We start from the raw sequence: 17,508 nt of genomic DNA on the forward strand, positions 1-17,508 counted from the left end.
GCTTCGAACGCGGCTGATTGGCCCGGGAGTTACGGGGACGTTACGACCGGCCCGCGGGAGGCTGTAATGGAGACGCGCCCCATCTCGCGGTGGCCGGGCCTGTGGGCCCTCACCGTTGCGGCGCGCACGGAACCCGGTAGCGGGAAGTGGCTGCCGGGGTCCGGCGGGAGGCAGGCCGCTTGCCGCCGGGCACGGCGCCGAGCGCCGCGGCGGGCGTCATCGGCGGCGGCGCGGGGCGGACAGCGCGGCGGTGAACTCGTCCAGGGCCGTGAGGTTGTGGGCGCTGACCACCGCGTCGCAGTAGGGCAGCGCGGCGGCCATACCGGCCACGAGCGGGCGGTAACGCGGGCTCGCCGAGCGCGGGTTGACCCAGACGACGCGGTGGGCGACGCGGGACAGCCGCGCCATGTGGGTGGCGAGGTCGGCGGGCTCGCCGGTGTCCCAGCCGTCGGAGACGATGACGACCACGGCGCCGTGCGCCATGCCGCGCCGGCCGAACCGTTCGTTGAACTCCGCCAGGCACTCCCCTATCCGGGTTCCTCCGGACCAGTCCGGCGCCGTCCGTCCGGCCCGTGCCAGGGCGTCGTGCGGCCCGGACCGGCGCAGGACGGGCGTGAGGCGGGTGAGCCGGGTGGCGAAGGTGAAGACCTCGGCGCGGGTGGCGCGGGCGGCGCAGAACAGCAGTTGCAGCATCGCGCGGGCGTAGGGCTCCATCGACCCGGAGATGTCGCAGAGCACGACGAGGTCGCGGGGGCGGGTCCGGGTCACGAACCGGCGCAGCCGCAGCGGTTGTCCGCCGGTGCGCCGGCTGTCGGAGAGGGTGCGGCGCACGTCGACGCGCGTGCCGTGGTGTGCGGTGCGGTGCCGGCGAGACGGCCGGGCGGGCGTGCGGAGCACCATGGCGCGCATCAGCTCGGAGAGGCGTGCCAGTTCCGCCGCGGACAGGTCCGCGAAGTCGCGGCTGGCGAGCCGGTCGAGCGGGCTGGCGGCGACGGGGACGGCGGCCTCGCGCGGTGGTGCGCCGGCGTCCCGGCCCTGTCCGTCCGCGGCGGGCCTCCGGATGCCGGGTACCCGGCCGGGAACGGCGTCGGGGAGCGGCCGGGCCGGGTCGCCGGCCTGCCCGCGGTGTGCCTCGTGGTCGGCCGCGCCGCCGAAGACCGCCCGGAAGACCGCGTCGAACGGCTCGATCTGCTCGCGGGCGGACACCAGGGTGGCGAGCGCGCAGTCCCGCAGCTCGCGGGTCGTCGACGGGGCCAGCAGGGTGACCGCCCGTACGAAGCCGCGGGCACGGTCGGGGCTCACCGCGATTCCCGCTTCGTGCAGGCAGGCGGTGAACGCGGCGGCCAGTTCGGGCAGTTCAGGCATCGGAGCCCGGCTCCGCGTCGACCAGCTCCGCGAGTCCCGCCCGGCGCACGGCCCGGAGGTCCTCGGCGTACTTCAGTACCGCCCCCAGGGTGCGGTCGGCGGCGTCGGCGTCGAGGACGGGCAGTCCCAGGGCGTGCAGCGCGCCCGCCCAGTCGATCGCCTCGGCGACGCCGGGCGGCTTGGTGAGGTCCTGCCGGGCGCGCAGGCGCGCCACCCCGCGCGCCACGCGCACGGCCAGCCACCCGGCCGACTCCGGGACCCGTCTGCGGATGATCGCGGCGACGCGGGCGGTGTCCGGGTAGTCGATCCAGTGGTAGAGGCAGCGGCGTTTGAGCGCGTCGTGCAGATCCCGGGTGCGGTTGGAGGTCAGGACGGTCACCGGCGGCACCACGGCCGCCCGGGTGCCGAGTTCGGGGATGGTGACGGCGGCGTCGGCGAGCAGTTCCAGCAGGAACGCCTCGAACTCGTCGTCGGCGCGGTCCACTTCGTCGATGAGCAGCACCGCGGGCCGCGGGCCCGGGTGGCGGATCGCGGCGAGCAGGGGCCGGGGCAGCAGGTAGTCCTCGGTGAACAGGTCGGCGTCCCGCAGGGGCTCGCCGCGCGACTCGGCCAGCCGGATCGCCAGGAGCTGCCGGGGGTAGTTCCACTCATACAGGGCCTCGGCCGAGGACAGTCCCTCGTAGCACTGCAGCCGGATCAGCGGGGTGTCGAGCGCGCCGGCGAGCGCGCGGGCCGCCTCGGTCTTGCCGACGCCGGGCTCGCCCTCCAGCAGGATCGGCTGCCGCATGCGCACGGCCAGCACCAGCGCCGTGGCCAGGGCGTCGTCGGCGAGGTATCCGCGGGCGTCGAGACGCGAGCGCAGGGCGGGGACGTCGGGTGCGAGGGGGTCGAGGTCAGGCATGCGCGTAACGGGCGGGGTCGTCGGCGAAGGCGTGCCGGCACCCCGGCCCGCAGAAGTACACCCGGTGGCCGGACCGGTCCAGCGCGAGGGTGTCGGCGGTGACCGCCACGGTCATGCCGCACACCGGATCCACCTCCTCGGGCACGGCCGCCGGCGCGGCCGGGCCGGCCTCGGGGCACACGGTGCGCGCCGCCTGCGGCCGCAGGGCGACGATCTCGGCGTACACCGACAGCGCGATCTCCGCCGGGGTCCGCGCGCCGATGTCGAGGCCGGCCGGGGTGTGGACGCGTGTGCGCTGTTCGTCGTCGAGGTCCAGCCCGGCGAGCACCGCCGCGCCGCGCTTCGGACTGGCCACGAGGCCGATGTACGGGACCCCGGCGTGGGCCGCCTCGGTCAGCACGGTCGCCTCGTCGCGGCCGTGTGTGGCGATGACGGCGACGTGCAGATCGGGCGGCAGCGGCTCCCCGGGCGAGGCCGGCCGGGCGTCGATTCCGAGCGCACGGCCGATGTCGAGCAGGGCGCGGGCGATGGGGGCGTGGCCGTAGACGTAGGCCAGTGCCGGGGGGAGGTTGGCCTCCAGGAAGATGTCGAGCGTCCCGCCCGACAGACAGGGGTTGGCCACCGTGACCAGCCCCGCGCCGGATTCCTCGGCGCCCGTGGTCCCGCTGTCGCCGGCGGGTGTGATCCTCAGCAGCAGCGACTCGCCGGTCCGCAGTACCCGCAGGCCCTGCAGTTGCACCGTGGTCTCGGCGCAGCTTCCGCCCACGAAGCCCTCGACGGTGCCGTCGGGCAGCACCAGCGCGCTGTCCCCGGGCTTGGCGCTGGTGGGCCGTTCCACGTGGACGACGGTGGCCAGGACGAACGGGGTCCGGCCGTGCCGGAGCACGTCCGCGCGGGTCAGGAGTTCGGGGTTCGTCATCGCGGGCGCCTCAGGTGATCGCCAGGTCGGTGCGCAGCGGCCGGCCCTGGGCGGCCCGCCACACCGCGGCGGGCGTCAGCGGCATGTCGACGTGGTGTACGCCGAGCGGCTTCAGCGCGTCGACCACGGCGTTGACCACCGCGGCGGGCGAGCCGACCGTGGCGGACTCGCCGACGCCCTTGGCTCCGATGGGGTGGTGCGGGGACGGGGTGACGGTCTCGCCGAGCTCCCACGAGGGGCATTCGACCGACGTGGGCAGGAGGTAGTCCATGAACGATCCGCCGAGGCAGTTGCCGTCCTCGTCGAAGGCGATCACCTGCATGAGCGCCATGCCGACGCCGTCGGCGAGGCCGCCGTGCACCTGGCCTTCGACGATCATGGGGTTGATGCGGTTGCCGCAGTCGTCCACGGCGATGAACCGGCGGACCTTCACCTGGCCGGTGCCCGCGTCGACGTCGGCGACGCAGATGTACGCGCCGAACGGGAAGGTCAGGTTCGGCGGGTTGTAGACGCAGGTCGCGTCCAGGTGGCCCTCCACGCCCTCGGGCAGTTCCAGGGTGGAGTGCGCGGCGAGCGCGATCTCCGCCATGGTCCGTCCCTGGTCGGGGTCGCCGGTGACGAACCAGCGGCCCTTCTCCCATTCCAGGTCGTCCGGACTCACTTCGAGCATCGCGGAGGCGACGATCCTCGCGCGTTCGCGGACCTTGCGGGCGACCATCGCGGCCGCCGCTCCGGACACCGGCGTCGAGCGGGATCCGTAGGTGCCGAGTCCGAACGGCGTCTGGTCGGTGTCGCCGTGCACCACCTCGACGTCCTCGGGCGGGATGCCCAGCTCCTCGGCGACGATCTGCGCGAACGTCGTCTCGTGTCCCTGGCCCTGGCTCTGCACGGAGATCCGCAGGACGGCCTTGCCGGTCGGGTGGACCCGCAGCTCGGCGCCGTCGGCCATGCCCAGCCCCAGGATGTCCATGTGCTTGCGGGGGCCCGCGCCGACGGCCTCGGTGAAGAAGCTGACCCCGATGCCCATCAGCTCGCCGCGCTCCCGTTTCTCGGCCTGTTCCCGGCGCAGGTCCTCGTAGTGCGCGATGTCCATGGCCAGCCGCAGGGCACGCGGGTAGTCGCCGGAGTCGTACTCCCACCCCGTGCGCGTCCGGTACGGGAACTGGCCGGGCCGCAGCAGGTTGCGCATCCGCAGCTCGGCCGGGTCCGTGGCCAGCCTGTCCGCGAGCAGGTCGACCATCCGCTCGACCAGGTACACGGCCTCGGTGACGCGGAACGAGCAGGCGTAGGCGACGCCGCCGGGGGCCTTGTCGGTGTAGACGCCGGTCACGGTGCAGTGGGCGGCGGCCAGGTCGTAGGAGCCGGTGAAGACGCCGAAGAAGCCGGCCGGGAACTGCGTCGGCTGGGCGGTGGCGTTGAACGCGCCGTGGTCGGCGATCACATGGACGCGCAGGCCGAGGATCTTGCCGTCCTTCGTCGCCGCGATCTCGCCGTGCATGTGGTAGTCGCGGGCGAAGGAGGTGCTCATGAGGTTCTCCGAGCGGTCCTCCACCCATTTCACCGGCTTGCCGGTGACGATCGAGCCGACGACCGCGCACACGTAGCCGGGGTAGATGCCGACCTTGTTGCCGAAGCCGCCGCCGATGTCCGGGGAGATGATCCGGATCTTGTGCTCGGGGATGCCGGCCACCATCGCGTAGATCGTCCGGTGGGCGTGCGGGGCCTGGGTGGTGGACCACACCGTCAGCTTCCCGGTGATGGCGTCCATGTCCGCCACGGTGCCGCAGGTCTCCAGCGGGGCGGGGTGCACCCGGGGGTAGAGCATGTCCTGCTCCACCACGACGTCGGCGGCCGCGAAGACCTCGTCGGTCCGCTCCTTGTCGCCCGCCGACCAGTCGAAGATGTGGTTGTCGGTCCGGCCCTCCTTGTCGTCGCGGATCACCGGCGCGTCCGGGTCGAGCGCCCGGCGGGCGTCGACGACCGCCGGGAGCGGTTCGTACTCCACGTCGATCAGTTCGAGGGCGTCCCGGGCGGAGTAGCGGTCCTCCGCGACGACGAAGGCGACCTCCTGGCCCTGGAAGCGCACCTTGTCGGTGGCGAGCACCGCCTGTGTGTCGTACGAGAGCGTGGGCATCCAGGCCAGCCCGAGGCCGGCCAGGGTCTCCCCGGTGATCACGGCCCTGACCTTGGGGTGCGCCTCGGCGGCGCTGGTGTCGACGGACACGATCCGGGCGTGCGCGAGCGGGCTGCGCAGGATGGCGCCGTGCAGCATCCCGGGCAGCGTGACGTCGTCTACGTAGGTCCCGTGGCCGCGGACGAACCGGGCGTCCTCCTTGCGGGGCATCCGCCCGAAACCGACCGGCCGTTCCTCGGTGGTGGTCATGCCCGCACCTCCTCGCGGCCGGGCGCGGGCTCGGTGCCCGCGTCGGCGGTCCCCCGCGCGCCGCCGTGCTCGGCGGCCCAGCGGATGGAGCGCACGATGTTCTCGTAGCCGGTGCAGCGGCACATCTGTCCGGAGACGGCCTCGCGGATGTCCTCCTCGGACGGGTCCGCGTCGTGGTCGAGCAGCCAGCGGGCGGTCATCATCATCCCCGGCGTGCAGAAGCCGCACTGCAGTCCGTGACAGGCGATGAACCCCTGTTGCACCGGGTCGAGTTCGGCGCCGTGCGCCAGACCCTCGACGGTGCGCACCTCGTGGCCGTCGGCCATCACCGCGAGCACGGTGCAGGACTTCACCGGTGTGCCGTCCAGCCATACGGTGCACACGCCGCAGTTGGAGGTGTCGCAGCCCCAGTGGGTGCCGGTGAGCCGGAGTTCGTCGCGCAGGAAGTGCACGAGCAGCAGCCTGGGTTCGACGTCCCTCGTGTGCTGCTCGCCGTTCACGGTCACGGTGATCCGCATGTCACGCCTCCTGCCCCCGGGCGCGTGCGGCGGCGGCGCGCAGCGCCCGTGTGGTGAGCTCTCCGGCCAGGTGCCGCTTGTAGTCGACCGGGCCACGCTGGTCGGCCGCCGGCCGGCACTCCCCCGCGGCGATCCGGGCCGCCTCCTCGAAGCGTTCCTCGTCCGGCCGTCCGCCGCGCAGGAAGTCCTCGGCGCCCTCGGCCACGAACCGCGGGGCGCCCACCGCGGTCAGCCCGATGCCGGCCTCGGTGATCAGTCCGCCGGAGATCTCCAGCACCGCCCCCGCGGCGACGACCGCCCAGTCACCGACCCGGCGCTCGACCTTGCGGTAGGCGCTGGCGTGCGAGCGGATGGGCACGCGGATCTCCACCAGCAGTTCCGCCTCGTTCAGCGCGGTCTCGTACGGTCCGAGGAAGAACTCCCTGATCGCGAGGGTGCGCCGGCCGTCCGGGCCCTGGGTGACCAGAGTCGCGCGCAGCGCCGAGAACGCCGCGGACAGGTCCTCCGAGGGATCGGCCTGGCACAGCGAGCCGCCCACGGTGCCGCGGTTGCGTACGAGCGGATCGGCGATGACGCGCTCGGCGTCCCGCAGGATGGGGAAGTGCTCGCCGACGACCGGCGAGGACAGCAGTTCCGCGTGGCGGACCATCGCTCCGACGGCCAGGTCGTGGCCGTCCACCCGGATCGACGCCAGCTCGGCCAGGCCGTTGATGTCGATCAGGGCTTCGGGCTGGGCCAGCCGGAGCTTCATCATCGGCAGCAGGCTGTGCCCGCCCGCCACCACTCGCGCCTCGGGGCCGTACCGGCCGAGCAGCTCGATCGCCTGCTCGAGGCTGGTGGCCCTCTCGTACTGGAATGCAGCCGGTACCTGCATCGGGCCCTCCTGGAAACGCCGTGCCCGTTGCCGGGACGATGCTGCGCCCTCGCGCACCGGCTGTGCAATGGACCGATAAGCATTCACTTATCGCCCGGAACGGGAGAAAATCGGACGGTGACCGTCACGCAGCTCAGCACCTTCGTGCTGGTGGCCCGGCTCGGGTCGGTGGGCGCCGCGGCACGTGCCCTGGACGTGAGCGAGTCCGCCGTGTCGCAGACGCTCACCGCGCTGCGCGCCCACTTCGGCGATCCGCTCATCAGGCGCACCGGCGGTGGCGGGATGCGGCTGACGCCCGCCGGGGCGCGGCTGCTGCCGGTGGCGTCGCGGATGGTCGCGCTGAGCGCGGATGCCGAGGCCGCGGTCCGGGCGGCGCGGGGCGCGCCCGACGAACTGCGGGTCGTCGCCACGAGCACGCCGGCCGAGTTCGTCCTCCCGTCGCTCATGGAGGCCTTCGCCCGTCGCTCGGGGCCCCGGACCGAGACCTCGTTCGGGGTGGCCGCCGACGGCGGGATACGCGCGCTGGTGGAGAACCGGCTGGCCGACGTGGCGCTCGGGCCGTGTGTCGGCGACGACGGCAGGGGCGAGCTGGTCAGCGAGCCGCTGTTCCGCACCCGGCTCGTCGTGGTGACCGGCGCCAGGTCGCCGCGGCCGCCGGGTCCGCCGCCGCGGTGGTCGTGGCTGGTCGACTCCTCCGGGACGGACCCCGACGCGGACTCCGGGCGCCTGCTCCGGCGGCTCGGCGTGGCGGAGGGGAACGTATGGGTGTTCCCCAACCAGACCGCGACCCTGGCGGCCGCCGCCGAGGGCGCCGGGGTCGCGCCGGCCCTGGCCCACCTGGTGTCGTCCCGCGTCCGGCGGGACGAGCTGCGGCTGCTGGAGACACCGGCCACGCCGGCGGACGCCACGTGGCACGTCACCGTGCTGCGGCCGGAGCACCGCTCCCCGGCCGCCGACGCCTTCCTGTACTTCCTGCGCACGCCCGTGGCGACCCGCATCATGCGCGCGCCGGGCGCGGGCGTCCCGCCGTCCCGGTTCCGGCCCCCGGTGCACGTCACGCTCTGGGGCGCGTGAGCCCGGGCCGCCGCCTCGGCGGCGGGCCCGGGCCGTGCGGAGGCGTCACGCCTTGTGCTGCATGGAACTCCGTGCCGGGTTGCCCTGCTCGGCGGCCTTGGGGTCCTTCTCCTCGGCCTTGGCCCGGACACCGTCGGCGATGCGCTTGCCGATGGTCTCGTCGATGTTGGACCAGTACGCGAAGGCGCGTTCGAGGACGGGCTCGGTCACGCCGTTGAGCAGGTGCCCGACGACGTTGTCGACCAGGCGGTCCCGGGCCGCGTCGTCCATGACCTCGCGCACCAGGGTGCCCGGTTGCCCCCAGTCGTCGTCCTCGGGGTGGGAGACGTAGGCGGAGCGGGTGATCTCGCCGTCGGCCGTCCAGCTCGGCGGGGTTCCGTAACGCTCGGTGTCCGCCGCCGGGCCGCCCTTGGAGTTCGGGGCGTACACCGGGTCGGTCGTGTTCCGGTACGCCATCGCCCCGTCCTTGGAGTAGGTGTGGACGTCGACGACGGGCGCGTTCACGGGGAGCTGCTGGTAGTTGCCGCCGATGCGGTGGCGGTGGGCGTCCGCGTAGGAGAACAGCCGGGCCAGCAGCATGCGGTCCGGGCTCGGTCCGATGCCGGGGACGAAGTTGTTGGGCTGGAACGCAGCCTGTTCGATCTGGGCGTGGTTGTCGGTGGGGTTGCGGTCGAGCGTCATGCGGCCGACCCGGACGAGCGGATAGTCGCCGTGCGGCCACACCTTGGTCAGGTCGAACGGGTTGAAGCGGTACCCCGCGGCCTCCTCGTACGGCATGACCTGCACGTACAGCGTCCAGCTCGGGAAGTCGCCGTCCCGGATGTGCTCGAAGAGATCACGGGTGTGGTAGTCGGTGTCGGCCGCGGCCATCTGGTCGGCCTCGTGCTGGGTGAAGAACTCGATGCCCTGGTCGGTCTTGAAGTGGTACTTCACCCAGAACCGCTCGCCGGCGGCGTTGATCCACATGTAGGTGTGGGAGGTGTAGCCGTTCATGTGGCGCCAGGTCCGCGGGATGCCGCGGTCCCCCATCAGCCAGGTGACCTGGTGGGCGGACTCCGGGGAGAGGGTCCAGAAGTCCCACTGCATGTCGTGGTCGCGCAGGTTGTTGTCGGCGCGGCGCTTCTGGGACCGGATGAAGTGCTGGAACTTCATCGGGTCCTTCACGAAGAACACCGGGGTGTTGTTCCCGACCATGTCGTAGTTGCCTTCGCTGGTGTAGAACTTCACCGCGAAGCCGCGCGGGTCACGCCAGGTGTCCGGGCTGCCACGCTCACCGGCGACGGTCGAGAAGCGGACGACCAGGTCGGTGCGGGTGCCAGGCTGGAACAGGGCCGCCTTGGTGTACGCACTGACGTCGTCGGTCACCTCGAAGTGACCGAAGGCACCGCTTCCCTTGGCATGCGGCTGACGCTCCGGAATCCGCTCCCGGTTGAACTGCGCCATCTGTTCGATCAGGTAGGCGTCCTGCAGCAGGATCGGTCCCCCGGGGCCCACGGTGAGCGAGTGTTCGTCACTCTCCACCGGTGCGCCCGAATCGGTCGTGGTGGCGGGTCGGATCTCCGTCATGGGTCTGGTCTGCCTTTCGTGGTGCGTCGGCGGCGATGTCGCCGCCCCTGGGACGCCGACGTCCGATCAGCGCGGTGCGGCTGGCGTCTCCACGCCCAGCACACCGCACGAACGCGGCGGAGACGTTCCCAGACACACCGTTCCCACAGCCGCGTCACCCGGAGAAGGCGGGATAAACCCCCCTACGCGATCCGCCGTGCACCGCGGAGACGCGTTCGCGCGCCGCGGGGAGGTACGGCTTCCGTACACATGACTGACAAGAAGCTGTCACACGCCGGGCGGAATGCGGGTTCGGCCGAGGGCCGTTCTGAATGGCATGACTGTGGGCGTGGCACTCGACGCCGCCGGTCTTCGCCCCCCGATGCCCTGTCCCCGCCGTGCGAGGCCGAGCCTCGCCCGACCAAGGAGAAATCATGACCACTGGGACCACCACCGCGGACCTCCAGCTCTTCACCGAGGACTGGCTGGACTGGTACCGCGCCCAGGAAGCCGGGCTCGCCGCCCCGCACGGGTTCCTGGCCGTCACCGGTCTGCACTGGCTCGACGACCGGCCGCAGCGCTTCCCCGACGCACCCGGAGCGTGGCACACCGGGCAGGACGGGGTCGTCGTGCACCTCGGCGACGGGGAGGAACTGGTCGTCGGCGGAACGGTGGTGCGGGGTGAACACGGCTTCGGTGTGCTTCCCGAGCGCGGCGGAGTGGAAGCGGTCTGGGGGGACGCCGTCGTCGAGGTCGCCCGGCGGGGCGGCCATGACATCGTGCGCCCCCGGCACCCGGACGCGCCGCTGCGCACGGCCTTCACCGGAACACCTGCCTACGCCCCCGACCCGCGCTGGGCCGTGACGGGCCGGTACATACCCTTCGACGAGCCGCGGCCGACCACCGTGGGCGCGGCCGTCGAGGGCCTTGAGCACGTGTACGACGCGCCGGGCAGGATCGAGTGCGAGCTGCACGGGCGCCCGCTGTCCCTGACCGCGTTCCCCGGACGCGGTGCGGGCGGGCTGATGGTTCTGTTCACCGACGCGACCTCCGGGGTCACCACGTACGCCGCCAACCGGGCCCTGGCCGTCGGGCCGCCCGCAGCCGACGGCACGGTCGTCCTGGACTTCAACCGTGCCGCGAACCTGCCGTGCGCCTACACGGACCTGGCCACCTGCCCGCTGCCGCCGGCCGAGAACCGGCTGCCGGTGGCCATCGAGGCGGGCCAGAAGATCCCCCGCGAGCGCGGCGGATCCTGAGCCCCGCGCCGACACCCGGCACACCCTGCCCCCGCCTGCCGTTCCTCCGCCGCACTGTGGTGGCGGAGGAACCCCGGCCGGTGTGAGCCGGCGACGGCGCACGCCACGGACCGCGGTCGCGGTCACCGGCGCGCCCCGGAAGAGGAAGCGGCCATGTCGCGCTGGTGCGTGACCGCGTCCATGTGGTTACCTGGCTCCATGACCGTGCTCGTGACCCGCCGCCACGTTGACTACGTGCGTGTCACCACCACGCGTTGTCCTGCCGCGAGCTGAGTCCCCGCTCCGGCCTCCGACCGGTCTCTTTCTCCACCGCATCCCGCTGAACGCCGCCCTCTTCAGAGCCCGGCTCGCGGCCCTGCGGCACTTCCTCGCATCCGCGTGTCCGCGTCCCGTACCGCGCGTCTCCGCCCTCCGCACAAGGGAGCCACCATGAGCCAGCCCATCGACTCCGTCACCGCCGGCCACACCCCCGAGGACGAATCCCCCGGTCCCGACACCTCCGCCTGGTCCTTCGAGACCAAGCAGATCCACGCGGGCGCCGCACCCGACCCGACGACCGGCGCCCGCGCGACGCCCATCTACCAGACGACGTCGTTCGTGTTCCGGGACACCCGGCATGCCGCCGACCTGTTCGCGCTGGCCGAGCCGGGCAACATCTACACCCGGATCCACAATCCCACCCAGGACGTCTTCGAACAGCGCATCGCGGCCCTCGAAGGCGGGGCCGCGGCCGTTGCGCTCTCCTCCGGGCAGGCCGCGGAAACTCTGGCGATCCTGACGCTGGCCGGGGCGGGCGACCACATCGTGTCCAGTACGTCGTTGTACGGCGGCACGTACAACCTGTTCCGGCACACGCTGCCCAGGCTCGGCATCGAGGTGTCGTTCGTGGACGACCCCGACGACCTGGAGGCATGGCGGGCCGCGATCCGGCCCGGCACCAAGGCCCTGTTCGCGGAGACACTGGGCAACCCACGCGGCAACGTGCTCGACGTGCGGGGGGTCGCGGACGTGGCGCACGCGGCCGGGGTGCCGCTGATCGTGGACAACACGGTCCCGACTCCCTATCTGCTGCGGCCCATCGAGCACGGCGCCGACATCGTCGTCCACTCGGCGACCAAGTTCCTGGGCGGCCACGGTACGGCCATCGCGGGTGTGGTCGTCGACGGCGGCACCTTCGACTTCGGGGCGCACGCCGAGCGGTTCCCGGACTTCAACGAGCCCGACCCCAGCTATCACGGGCTGCGGTACTGGCCCGCGCTCGGCCCGGGGGCGTTCGCCGTCAAGCTGCGGGTGCAGTTGCTCCGCGATCTCGGACCGGCCCTCTCCCCGCACTCCGCCTTCCTGCTCCTGCAGGGCGTGGAGACCCTCAGCCTGCGGATCGAGCGGCATTCGGCCAACGCCCGGGCCCTGGCCGAGTGGCTGGAACAGCGGGACGAGGTCGCCGCCGTGCACTACCCCGGTCTGGAGAGCAGCAGGTGGTACGAGGCGGGACGGAAGTACCTCCCGCGGGGAGCGGGTGCCGTGGTCTCCTTCGAACTGCGGGACGGTGTCGAGGCCGGCAAGCGGTTCGTCGACGCGGTCGAGCTGTTCAGCCACCTCGCCAACATCGGTGACGTCCGCAGCCTCATCATCCATCCGGCGTCCACGACGCACAGCCAGCTCGACGAGGGACAGCTGGCGGCCACCGGCGCCTCTCCGGGTCTGGTGCGCCTTTCGGTCGGCATCGAGAACCTAGCCGACCTCAAGGCCGACCTGGAGGCGGGTTTCCGCGCCGCGAAGGGCGCGTCCTGAACACCGTGCTGACGCCCGCCACGGTCCCCCTCCCGCCCGCCTCCGGGGCGTGGCGGGAGGGGGACCCGCCCGGACGCCGCCAGTGGTACGAACGTGACGAGCCGCTCTCCTTGGAGGCGGGCGGTGAACTCCCGGGTTTCCGGCTCGCGTTCGAGACGTGGGGGCGGCTCGCGCCCGACCGCTCCAACGCGGTGCTCGTGCTGCACGCCCTCACCGGTGACAGCCACGCCGCCGGTGCCGCCGAGCCCGGCCACCCCACGCCCGGCTGGTGGGACGGCTTGATCGGCGCGGGGCGGGCGCTCGACACGGACCGCTGGTTCGTCGTGGCCCCGAACGTGCTCGGCGGCTGCCAGGGCAGCACCGGGCCGTCGTCCCGCACACCGGACGGACGCCGCTGGGGCGGCCGCTTTCCCTTCCTGACGCAACGCGACCAGGTGACGGCCGAGACCGGTCTCGCCGACGCCCTCGGCATCGACCGCTGGGCACTGGTCGTCGGAGGGTCGATGGGCGGAATGCGGGCGCTGGAATGGTCGGTGTCGCATCCGGAGCGGACGCGAGCGCTCCTGCTGCTCGCCACGGCTGCCGCGGCGAGCGCGGAACACATCGCCTGGGCGAACATCCAGCTCCATGCCATCCGCGGCGACCCGCACTGGCGCGGCGGCGACTACCACGACGCCGGCCCCGGTCTCGGCCCGCACGCGGGACTCGGCCTGGCCCGCCGCCTCGCCCATGTCACCTACCGCAGCGAACCGGAGCTGCGGGACCGCTTCGGCCGCGCGCCGCAGGGCGCCGAGGACCCCTGGGACGGCGGCCGATACCGGGTCGAGTCCTACCTCGACCACCATGCCGCCAAGCTGGTGCGCCGCTTCGACGCGGGCAGCTACGTCACGTTGACGCAGGCCATGAACAGTCACGACATCGGTCGTGGCCGGGGCGGTACACGTGCCGCCCTGAGCCGCGTGACGGCCCGGACGCTCGTCGCCGGAGTGAACTCCGACCGCCTCTACCCACTTTCCCAGCAGGCCGAGTTGGCCGCCGGCATCCCCACCGCCGATCACCTCCGGGTGATCGAGTCCCCGGGCGGTCACGACGGCTTCCTCACCGAACTGGAGCAAGTCTCCGCACTCGTGCGAGAACTCGTCGGGCAGGCCGGAGGCGATCACCCTTCCTGACGTTCCGTCAGCAAGTCGTCTCGCGGAAGGTGATCTCGCTGGGCCCGGCCGGCCCGCGATCAGCTCATCGGCGCTGCCACTCCTCGGCCAGGAGTTGATACGAGCGCACGCGGTCGGTGTGGGCGTGGGTGATGGTGGTGATGATCAGCTCGTCCGCGCCGGTGGCCTCCTGGAGTTGTTCGAGCCGGTCGGCGACGCGCCCCGGGGAGCCGACGAACTGGGTGTCGACACGGTCGGCCACCAGGGCCCGGTCGGCGTCGGTCCAGGCGTGGGCGCGGGCCTGATCCGGGGTCGGGAACGGGATGGCGCCCTCGGCGGTGCGGATGCTGCGGACCCAGGGGCCGTAGCCGGTGGCGAGTTCGCGGGCGGTCGCGTCGTCCTCGGCGACGACCACGTCGGCGGAGACACTGACGTAGGGCTTGTCCAGATGGTCCGAGGGCTGGAAGGCGGCTCGGTAGCCCTCGGCGGCCTCCAGCACGGTGGCGGGGCTGACGTGGTAGTTGGCGGTGAAGCGCAGGCCGTTGCGGCCCGCGACGTCGGCGCTCTGTCCGCCGCTGCTGCCGAGTATCCACACCTGCACATCGGCACCCTCGCCCGGTACGGCGTGCGCTTCGACGCCGTCCGCCGAGCGGTAGTCGCCGCGCAGAAGCGCGAGTATGTCGTCGACCTGTTCGTCGTAGTCCTGGGAGGAGGCGCCGGGCTGGTGCAGCAGCCGCTGCTGGAGCAGGAAGCGCGGTGAACCGAGCAGGTGCCGCGGGGAGAAGCGCGGCGGGATCAGCAGGCCGTTGGGGGCGCGCCCGTCGACGACGGGGGTCGTGGTCGGCCGGGGTCCCGCGGCCGTCGCGGACGGCCGGCCGCCCGAGCGGCCGAGGCCCAGGTCGAGGCGCCCGGGGTGCAGGGCGTCGATCAGCCCGAACTCCTCGACGGTGGACAGGGCGGTGCGGTGGCCGAGCTGTACGGCTCCGGAACCGATCCTGATCGTGGAGGTCGCGGAGGCGGTCAGGGCGAGCACGACGGCGGGCGAGGTGCCGGCCACCCCCGGGTTGAGGTGGTGCTCGGCGAACCAGTACCGGGTGTAGCCGAACCGCTCGGTCTGCCGGGCGAGGTCGATGGTGTTGTGCAGGGCCTCGGCGGCGGTGGAACCGGACGAGACCGGGACGAGGTCGAGAACCCCGAGGGGGATGCCGGACACGGTCGGATGCTCCTAGTGGTTGGCGGGCACGGATGCGGACGCGGGTCCGGCGAGGACCGGGGCCCAGGGGAACGGCGGGTCGGGGATGTCACGGCGCAGCACGGGGGCGATGTCGGACTGGAAGAGTTCGAGCGAGGCACGGTGCTGGGCCCGGGTGAGCCCGCCCGCGTCGGCGTGCAGGTGGAGCACGCTGTGGCCGAACCGCTCGTGGTAGCGGTGGACTTTGTCGATCACCTGCTGGGGGCTGCCGATGAGCGCCGAACTGCGTTCGACGAAGTCCTCGAGGCTGGTGAACACCGGCTCGGCGCCCAGCCGTTTCTGGAGGGCGAGATGGCCCTCGAACACGGGGCGGTACGCGGCGACCGCCTCCTGCGAGGTGCGGGCCGCGTAGTAGCCGGCCGTCCCCGCGCCGACGACGGCCAGCGCCGGGTCGTGGCCGTAGTGCTCCCATCTCTCCCGGTAGTGGCGGATCAGTTCGGCGTACGGCTCGATGGGGTGGGTGACGTTGGCCGAGAAGAGCGGATCTCCGTACCGTGCGGCAAGGTCGACCGACTCCCGGCTGGTCGCGCTGCCGTGCCAGACCCGGACGGGCCGCTGGAGCGGCCTCGGCCACACCTCGGCGTCCGTCAGCGCGGGGCGGAAGCGCGGTGCGGCGCTCACCTTGTCCTGCCGCCAGATCCGGCGGAACAGCTCGTAGCTCTCGGCGTTGCGGTCCCACTGGTCCTCGGGGGTGACGTGGAACAGCTCGCGCTGGGCGGCGCCGTTACCCTTGCCGATGATCAGGTCGAGGCGGCCGGCGGACAGGTGGTCCAGGGTCGCGTAGTCCTCGTAGGCGCGCACCGGGTCGAGCAGGCTGAGCGTGGTGACGGCGGTGAACAGCCGGATCCGCGAGGTGAGCGCGGCGATGTGGCTCAGCACGACCGGTGGCGAGGAGGAGATGAACGGCCGCTCGTGGCGTTCGCCGACGCCGAATCCGTCGAAGCCGAGCTCCTCCGCCAGCAGCGCGTTGTCGATCACTTCGCGGAAGCGCTCCCCGGTGGACTTCCGCACGCCGGTCACGGGATCCGGGGCGTGCACGATGAGGGTGACGGCCAGGAATCTCACGGCGCCACCTGCCGGGCCGGCGGCCGCGCGTCGAGGTCGGGGCGGGCGTCGGGGTGGGCGAGGCCCAGGTGGTCGCGGAGTGTGGTGCCCGTGTAGTCGTGGCGGAACACACCGCGTTCCTGGAGCAACGGGACGACGGTGTCGGCGAATTCGTCGAGACCGCCGGGAGTGATGTGCGGGACCAGGATGAAGCCGTCGGCGGCGTCCGTCTGGACGAAGGTGTTGATGGTCTCGGCGACGGTCGCCGGGGAGCCGACGAACGACTGGCGGCCGGTGGTCTCGATGACCAGCTCGCGGATCGACAGGTTCCCGGCCGCTGCGCGTTCGCGCCATTGCGCGGCGACGGCGATCGGGTCGCGGAACATCCGGACGCTCGCCCGGCCGCGGGCGATCGTGTTCTCGCCGGGATCCGGGTCGATGTCGGGGAGCGGGCCGTCCGGGTCGTAGCCGGACAGGTCCCGGTTCCAGACGTGCTCCAGGTACTTGATCGCGGTCTGCCCGCTGACCTGCTGGCGTCGCACCTCACGCGCCCGCTCCCGCGCCTCGGCGTCCGTGTCGCCCAGCACGAAGGTCGCCGCGGGGAGGATGAGCAGTTGTCCTGGGGTTCGGCCGTGGCGGGCCAGGCGTCCCTTGACGTCGGAGTAGAAGTCCCGCCCCGCCTCCAGGGTGCTGTGCCGGCTGAAGATGGCGTCCGCGCTCGACGCGGCGAACTCGCGGCCCTCGTCGGAGTCGCCGGCCTGGAAGATCACGGGGCGGCCCTGGGGGCTGCGCGGCACGTCGAACCGGCCCTCGATGTCGAAGTGTTCGCCCCGGTGCACGAAGGTGCCGACGCCCGCGTCCTTGAGGAAGACGCCGGATTCGCGGTCGGCGACGATCTCGTCACCGTGCCAGGAGTCGAACAGTTCGGTGGCGGTGGCGAGGAACTCCGTGGCCCTTGAGTAGCGCTGGTCCTGCGGGAGGAAGCCGCCACGGCGGAAGTTCTCGCCGGTGAAGGCGTCCCAGGAGGTCACGACGTTCCAGGCGGCGCGTCCGCCCGACAGGTGGTCCAGGGTGGCGAACTGGCGGGCCACCTCGTAGGGCTCGTTGAAGGTGGAGTTGATGGTGCCGGTCAGGCCGAGCCGTTCGGTGACCGCGGCGAGGGCGGACAGCACGGTGAAGGTGTCGGGCCGTCCTACCACGTCCAAGTCATATATCCGGCCTCCCTGTTCACGCAGCCGCAGTCCCTCGGCGAGGAACAGGAAGTCGAACTTGGCGCGTTCGGCGGTCCGGGCGAAGTGCGCGAACGAGCTGAACTCGATGTGGCTCCCCGCCCGTGGATCGCTCCACACGGTGGTGTTGTTGACGCCGGGGAAGTGGGCGGCGAGGTGGATCTGCTTCAGGGGCCTGCCCGTGGTCGGGTCGCTCATGGTCG

14 protein-coding genes are annotated in these 17,508 nt (G+C 72.6%); 4 read left to right on the plus strand and 10 right to left on the minus strand.

What is annotated here, in order from left to right; all coding sequences use genetic code 11:
• Positions 1-216: 216 nt before the first annotated feature.
• From ACWCPN_RS31990 to ACWCPN_RS32015, 6 genes are read right to left on the minus strand one after another with little or no spacing between them, the layout of a single operon-like run.
• A complete protein-coding gene (locus tag ACWCPN_RS31990; protein WP_451213382.1) occupies positions 217-1,365 on the minus strand; it encodes a vWA domain-containing protein in 1,149 nt (382 codons plus the stop codon).
• Positions 1,358-2,266: an AAA family ATPase gene (locus tag ACWCPN_RS31995; RefSeq protein ID WP_451213384.1), complete on the minus strand. Its 909-nt coding sequence runs from the start codon at positions 2,264-2,266 to the stop codon at positions 1,358-1,360. Before ACWCPN_RS31995 ends, ACWCPN_RS31990 begins: the two co-directional genes overlap by 8 nt.
• Complete coding sequence (locus ACWCPN_RS32000) at positions 2,259-3,185, minus strand: XdhC family protein (RefSeq protein WP_451213387.1); 927 nt, start codon at positions 3,183-3,185, stop codon at positions 2,259-2,261. Before ACWCPN_RS32000 ends, ACWCPN_RS31995 begins: the two co-directional genes overlap by 8 nt.
• Before the next feature lie 10 nt (positions 3,186-3,195).
• Positions 3,196-5,568, minus strand: coding sequence for an aerobic carbon-monoxide dehydrogenase large subunit (locus ACWCPN_RS32005; RefSeq protein ID WP_451213390.1), 2,373 nt, complete (start codon positions 5,566-5,568; stop codon positions 3,196-3,198).
• On the minus strand, positions 5,565-6,086 hold the full coding sequence (locus ACWCPN_RS32010) for a (2Fe-2S)-binding protein (RefSeq protein WP_199212901.1): 522 nt from the start codon (positions 6,084-6,086) through the stop codon (positions 5,565-5,567). Before ACWCPN_RS32010 ends, ACWCPN_RS32005 begins: the two co-directional genes overlap by 4 nt.
• A gap of 1 nt (position 6,087) precedes the next feature.
• A complete protein-coding gene (locus ACWCPN_RS32015) occupies positions 6,088-6,960 on the minus strand; it encodes an FAD binding domain-containing protein (protein WP_392292689.1) in 873 nt (290 codons plus the stop codon).
• Between the two features lie 117 nt (positions 6,961-7,077).
• Here ACWCPN_RS32015 and ACWCPN_RS32020 point away from each other — a divergent pair, with 117 nt between their 5' ends.
• Complete coding sequence (locus ACWCPN_RS32020) at positions 7,078-8,034, plus strand: LysR family transcriptional regulator (protein ID WP_451213395.1); 957 nt, start codon at positions 7,078-7,080, stop codon at positions 8,032-8,034.
• Positions 8,035-8,079: 45 nt separating this feature from the next.
• Here ACWCPN_RS32020 and ACWCPN_RS32025 read toward each other — a convergent pair whose 3' ends face one another.
• Positions 8,080-9,600 carry a catalase gene (locus tag ACWCPN_RS32025; RefSeq protein WP_365128933.1) on the minus strand — a complete coding sequence of 507 codons (1,521 nt, stop codon included), beginning with the start codon at positions 9,598-9,600 and terminating at the stop codon, positions 8,080-8,082.
• A 413-nt stretch (positions 9,601-10,013) separates the two neighbouring features.
• Here ACWCPN_RS32025 and ACWCPN_RS32030 point away from each other — a divergent pair, with 413 nt between their 5' ends.
• From ACWCPN_RS32030 to metX, 3 genes are all read left to right on the plus strand, one after another.
• Complete coding sequence (locus ACWCPN_RS32030; protein WP_451213397.1) at positions 10,014-10,838, plus strand: DUF1684 domain-containing protein; 825 nt, start codon at positions 10,014-10,016, stop codon at positions 10,836-10,838.
• A 429-nt stretch (positions 10,839-11,267) separates the two neighbouring features.
• A complete protein-coding gene (locus tag ACWCPN_RS32035) occupies positions 11,268-12,629 on the plus strand; it encodes a bifunctional o-acetylhomoserine/o-acetylserine sulfhydrylase (RefSeq protein WP_451213399.1) in 1,362 nt (453 codons plus the stop codon).
• A gap of 5 nt (positions 12,630-12,634) precedes the next feature.
• Positions 12,635-13,801 carry a homoserine O-acetyltransferase MetX gene (metX, locus tag ACWCPN_RS32040; RefSeq protein ID WP_451213402.1) on the plus strand — a complete coding sequence of 389 codons (1,167 nt, stop codon included), beginning with the start codon at positions 12,635-12,637 and terminating at the stop codon, positions 13,799-13,801.
• A 64-nt stretch (positions 13,802-13,865) separates the two neighbouring features.
• Here metX and ACWCPN_RS32045 read toward each other — a convergent pair whose 3' ends face one another.
• Genes ACWCPN_RS32045 through ACWCPN_RS32055 form a run of 3 tightly spaced genes read right to left on the minus strand, consistent with a single transcriptional unit; the run spans position 13,866 to position 17,503 of the window.
• On the minus strand, positions 13,866-14,993 hold the full coding sequence (locus tag ACWCPN_RS32045) for an LLM class flavin-dependent oxidoreductase (RefSeq protein ID WP_451213405.1): 1,128 nt from the start codon (positions 14,991-14,993) through the stop codon (positions 13,866-13,868).
• Between the two features lie 12 nt (positions 14,994-15,005).
• Positions 15,006-16,097, minus strand: coding sequence for an LLM class flavin-dependent oxidoreductase (locus ACWCPN_RS32050; RefSeq protein WP_451213408.1), 1,092 nt, complete (start codon positions 16,095-16,097; stop codon positions 15,006-15,008).
• Positions 16,094-17,503, minus strand: a complete 1,410-nt coding sequence (locus ACWCPN_RS32055) for an NtaA/DmoA family FMN-dependent monooxygenase (RefSeq protein ID WP_451213411.1) — start codon at positions 17,501-17,503, stop codon at positions 16,094-16,096. Before ACWCPN_RS32055 ends, ACWCPN_RS32050 begins: the two co-directional genes overlap by 4 nt.
• Positions 17,504-17,508 lie beyond the last annotated feature (5 nt).

Source organism: Streptomyces sp. NPDC002386 (assembly GCF_053593175.1).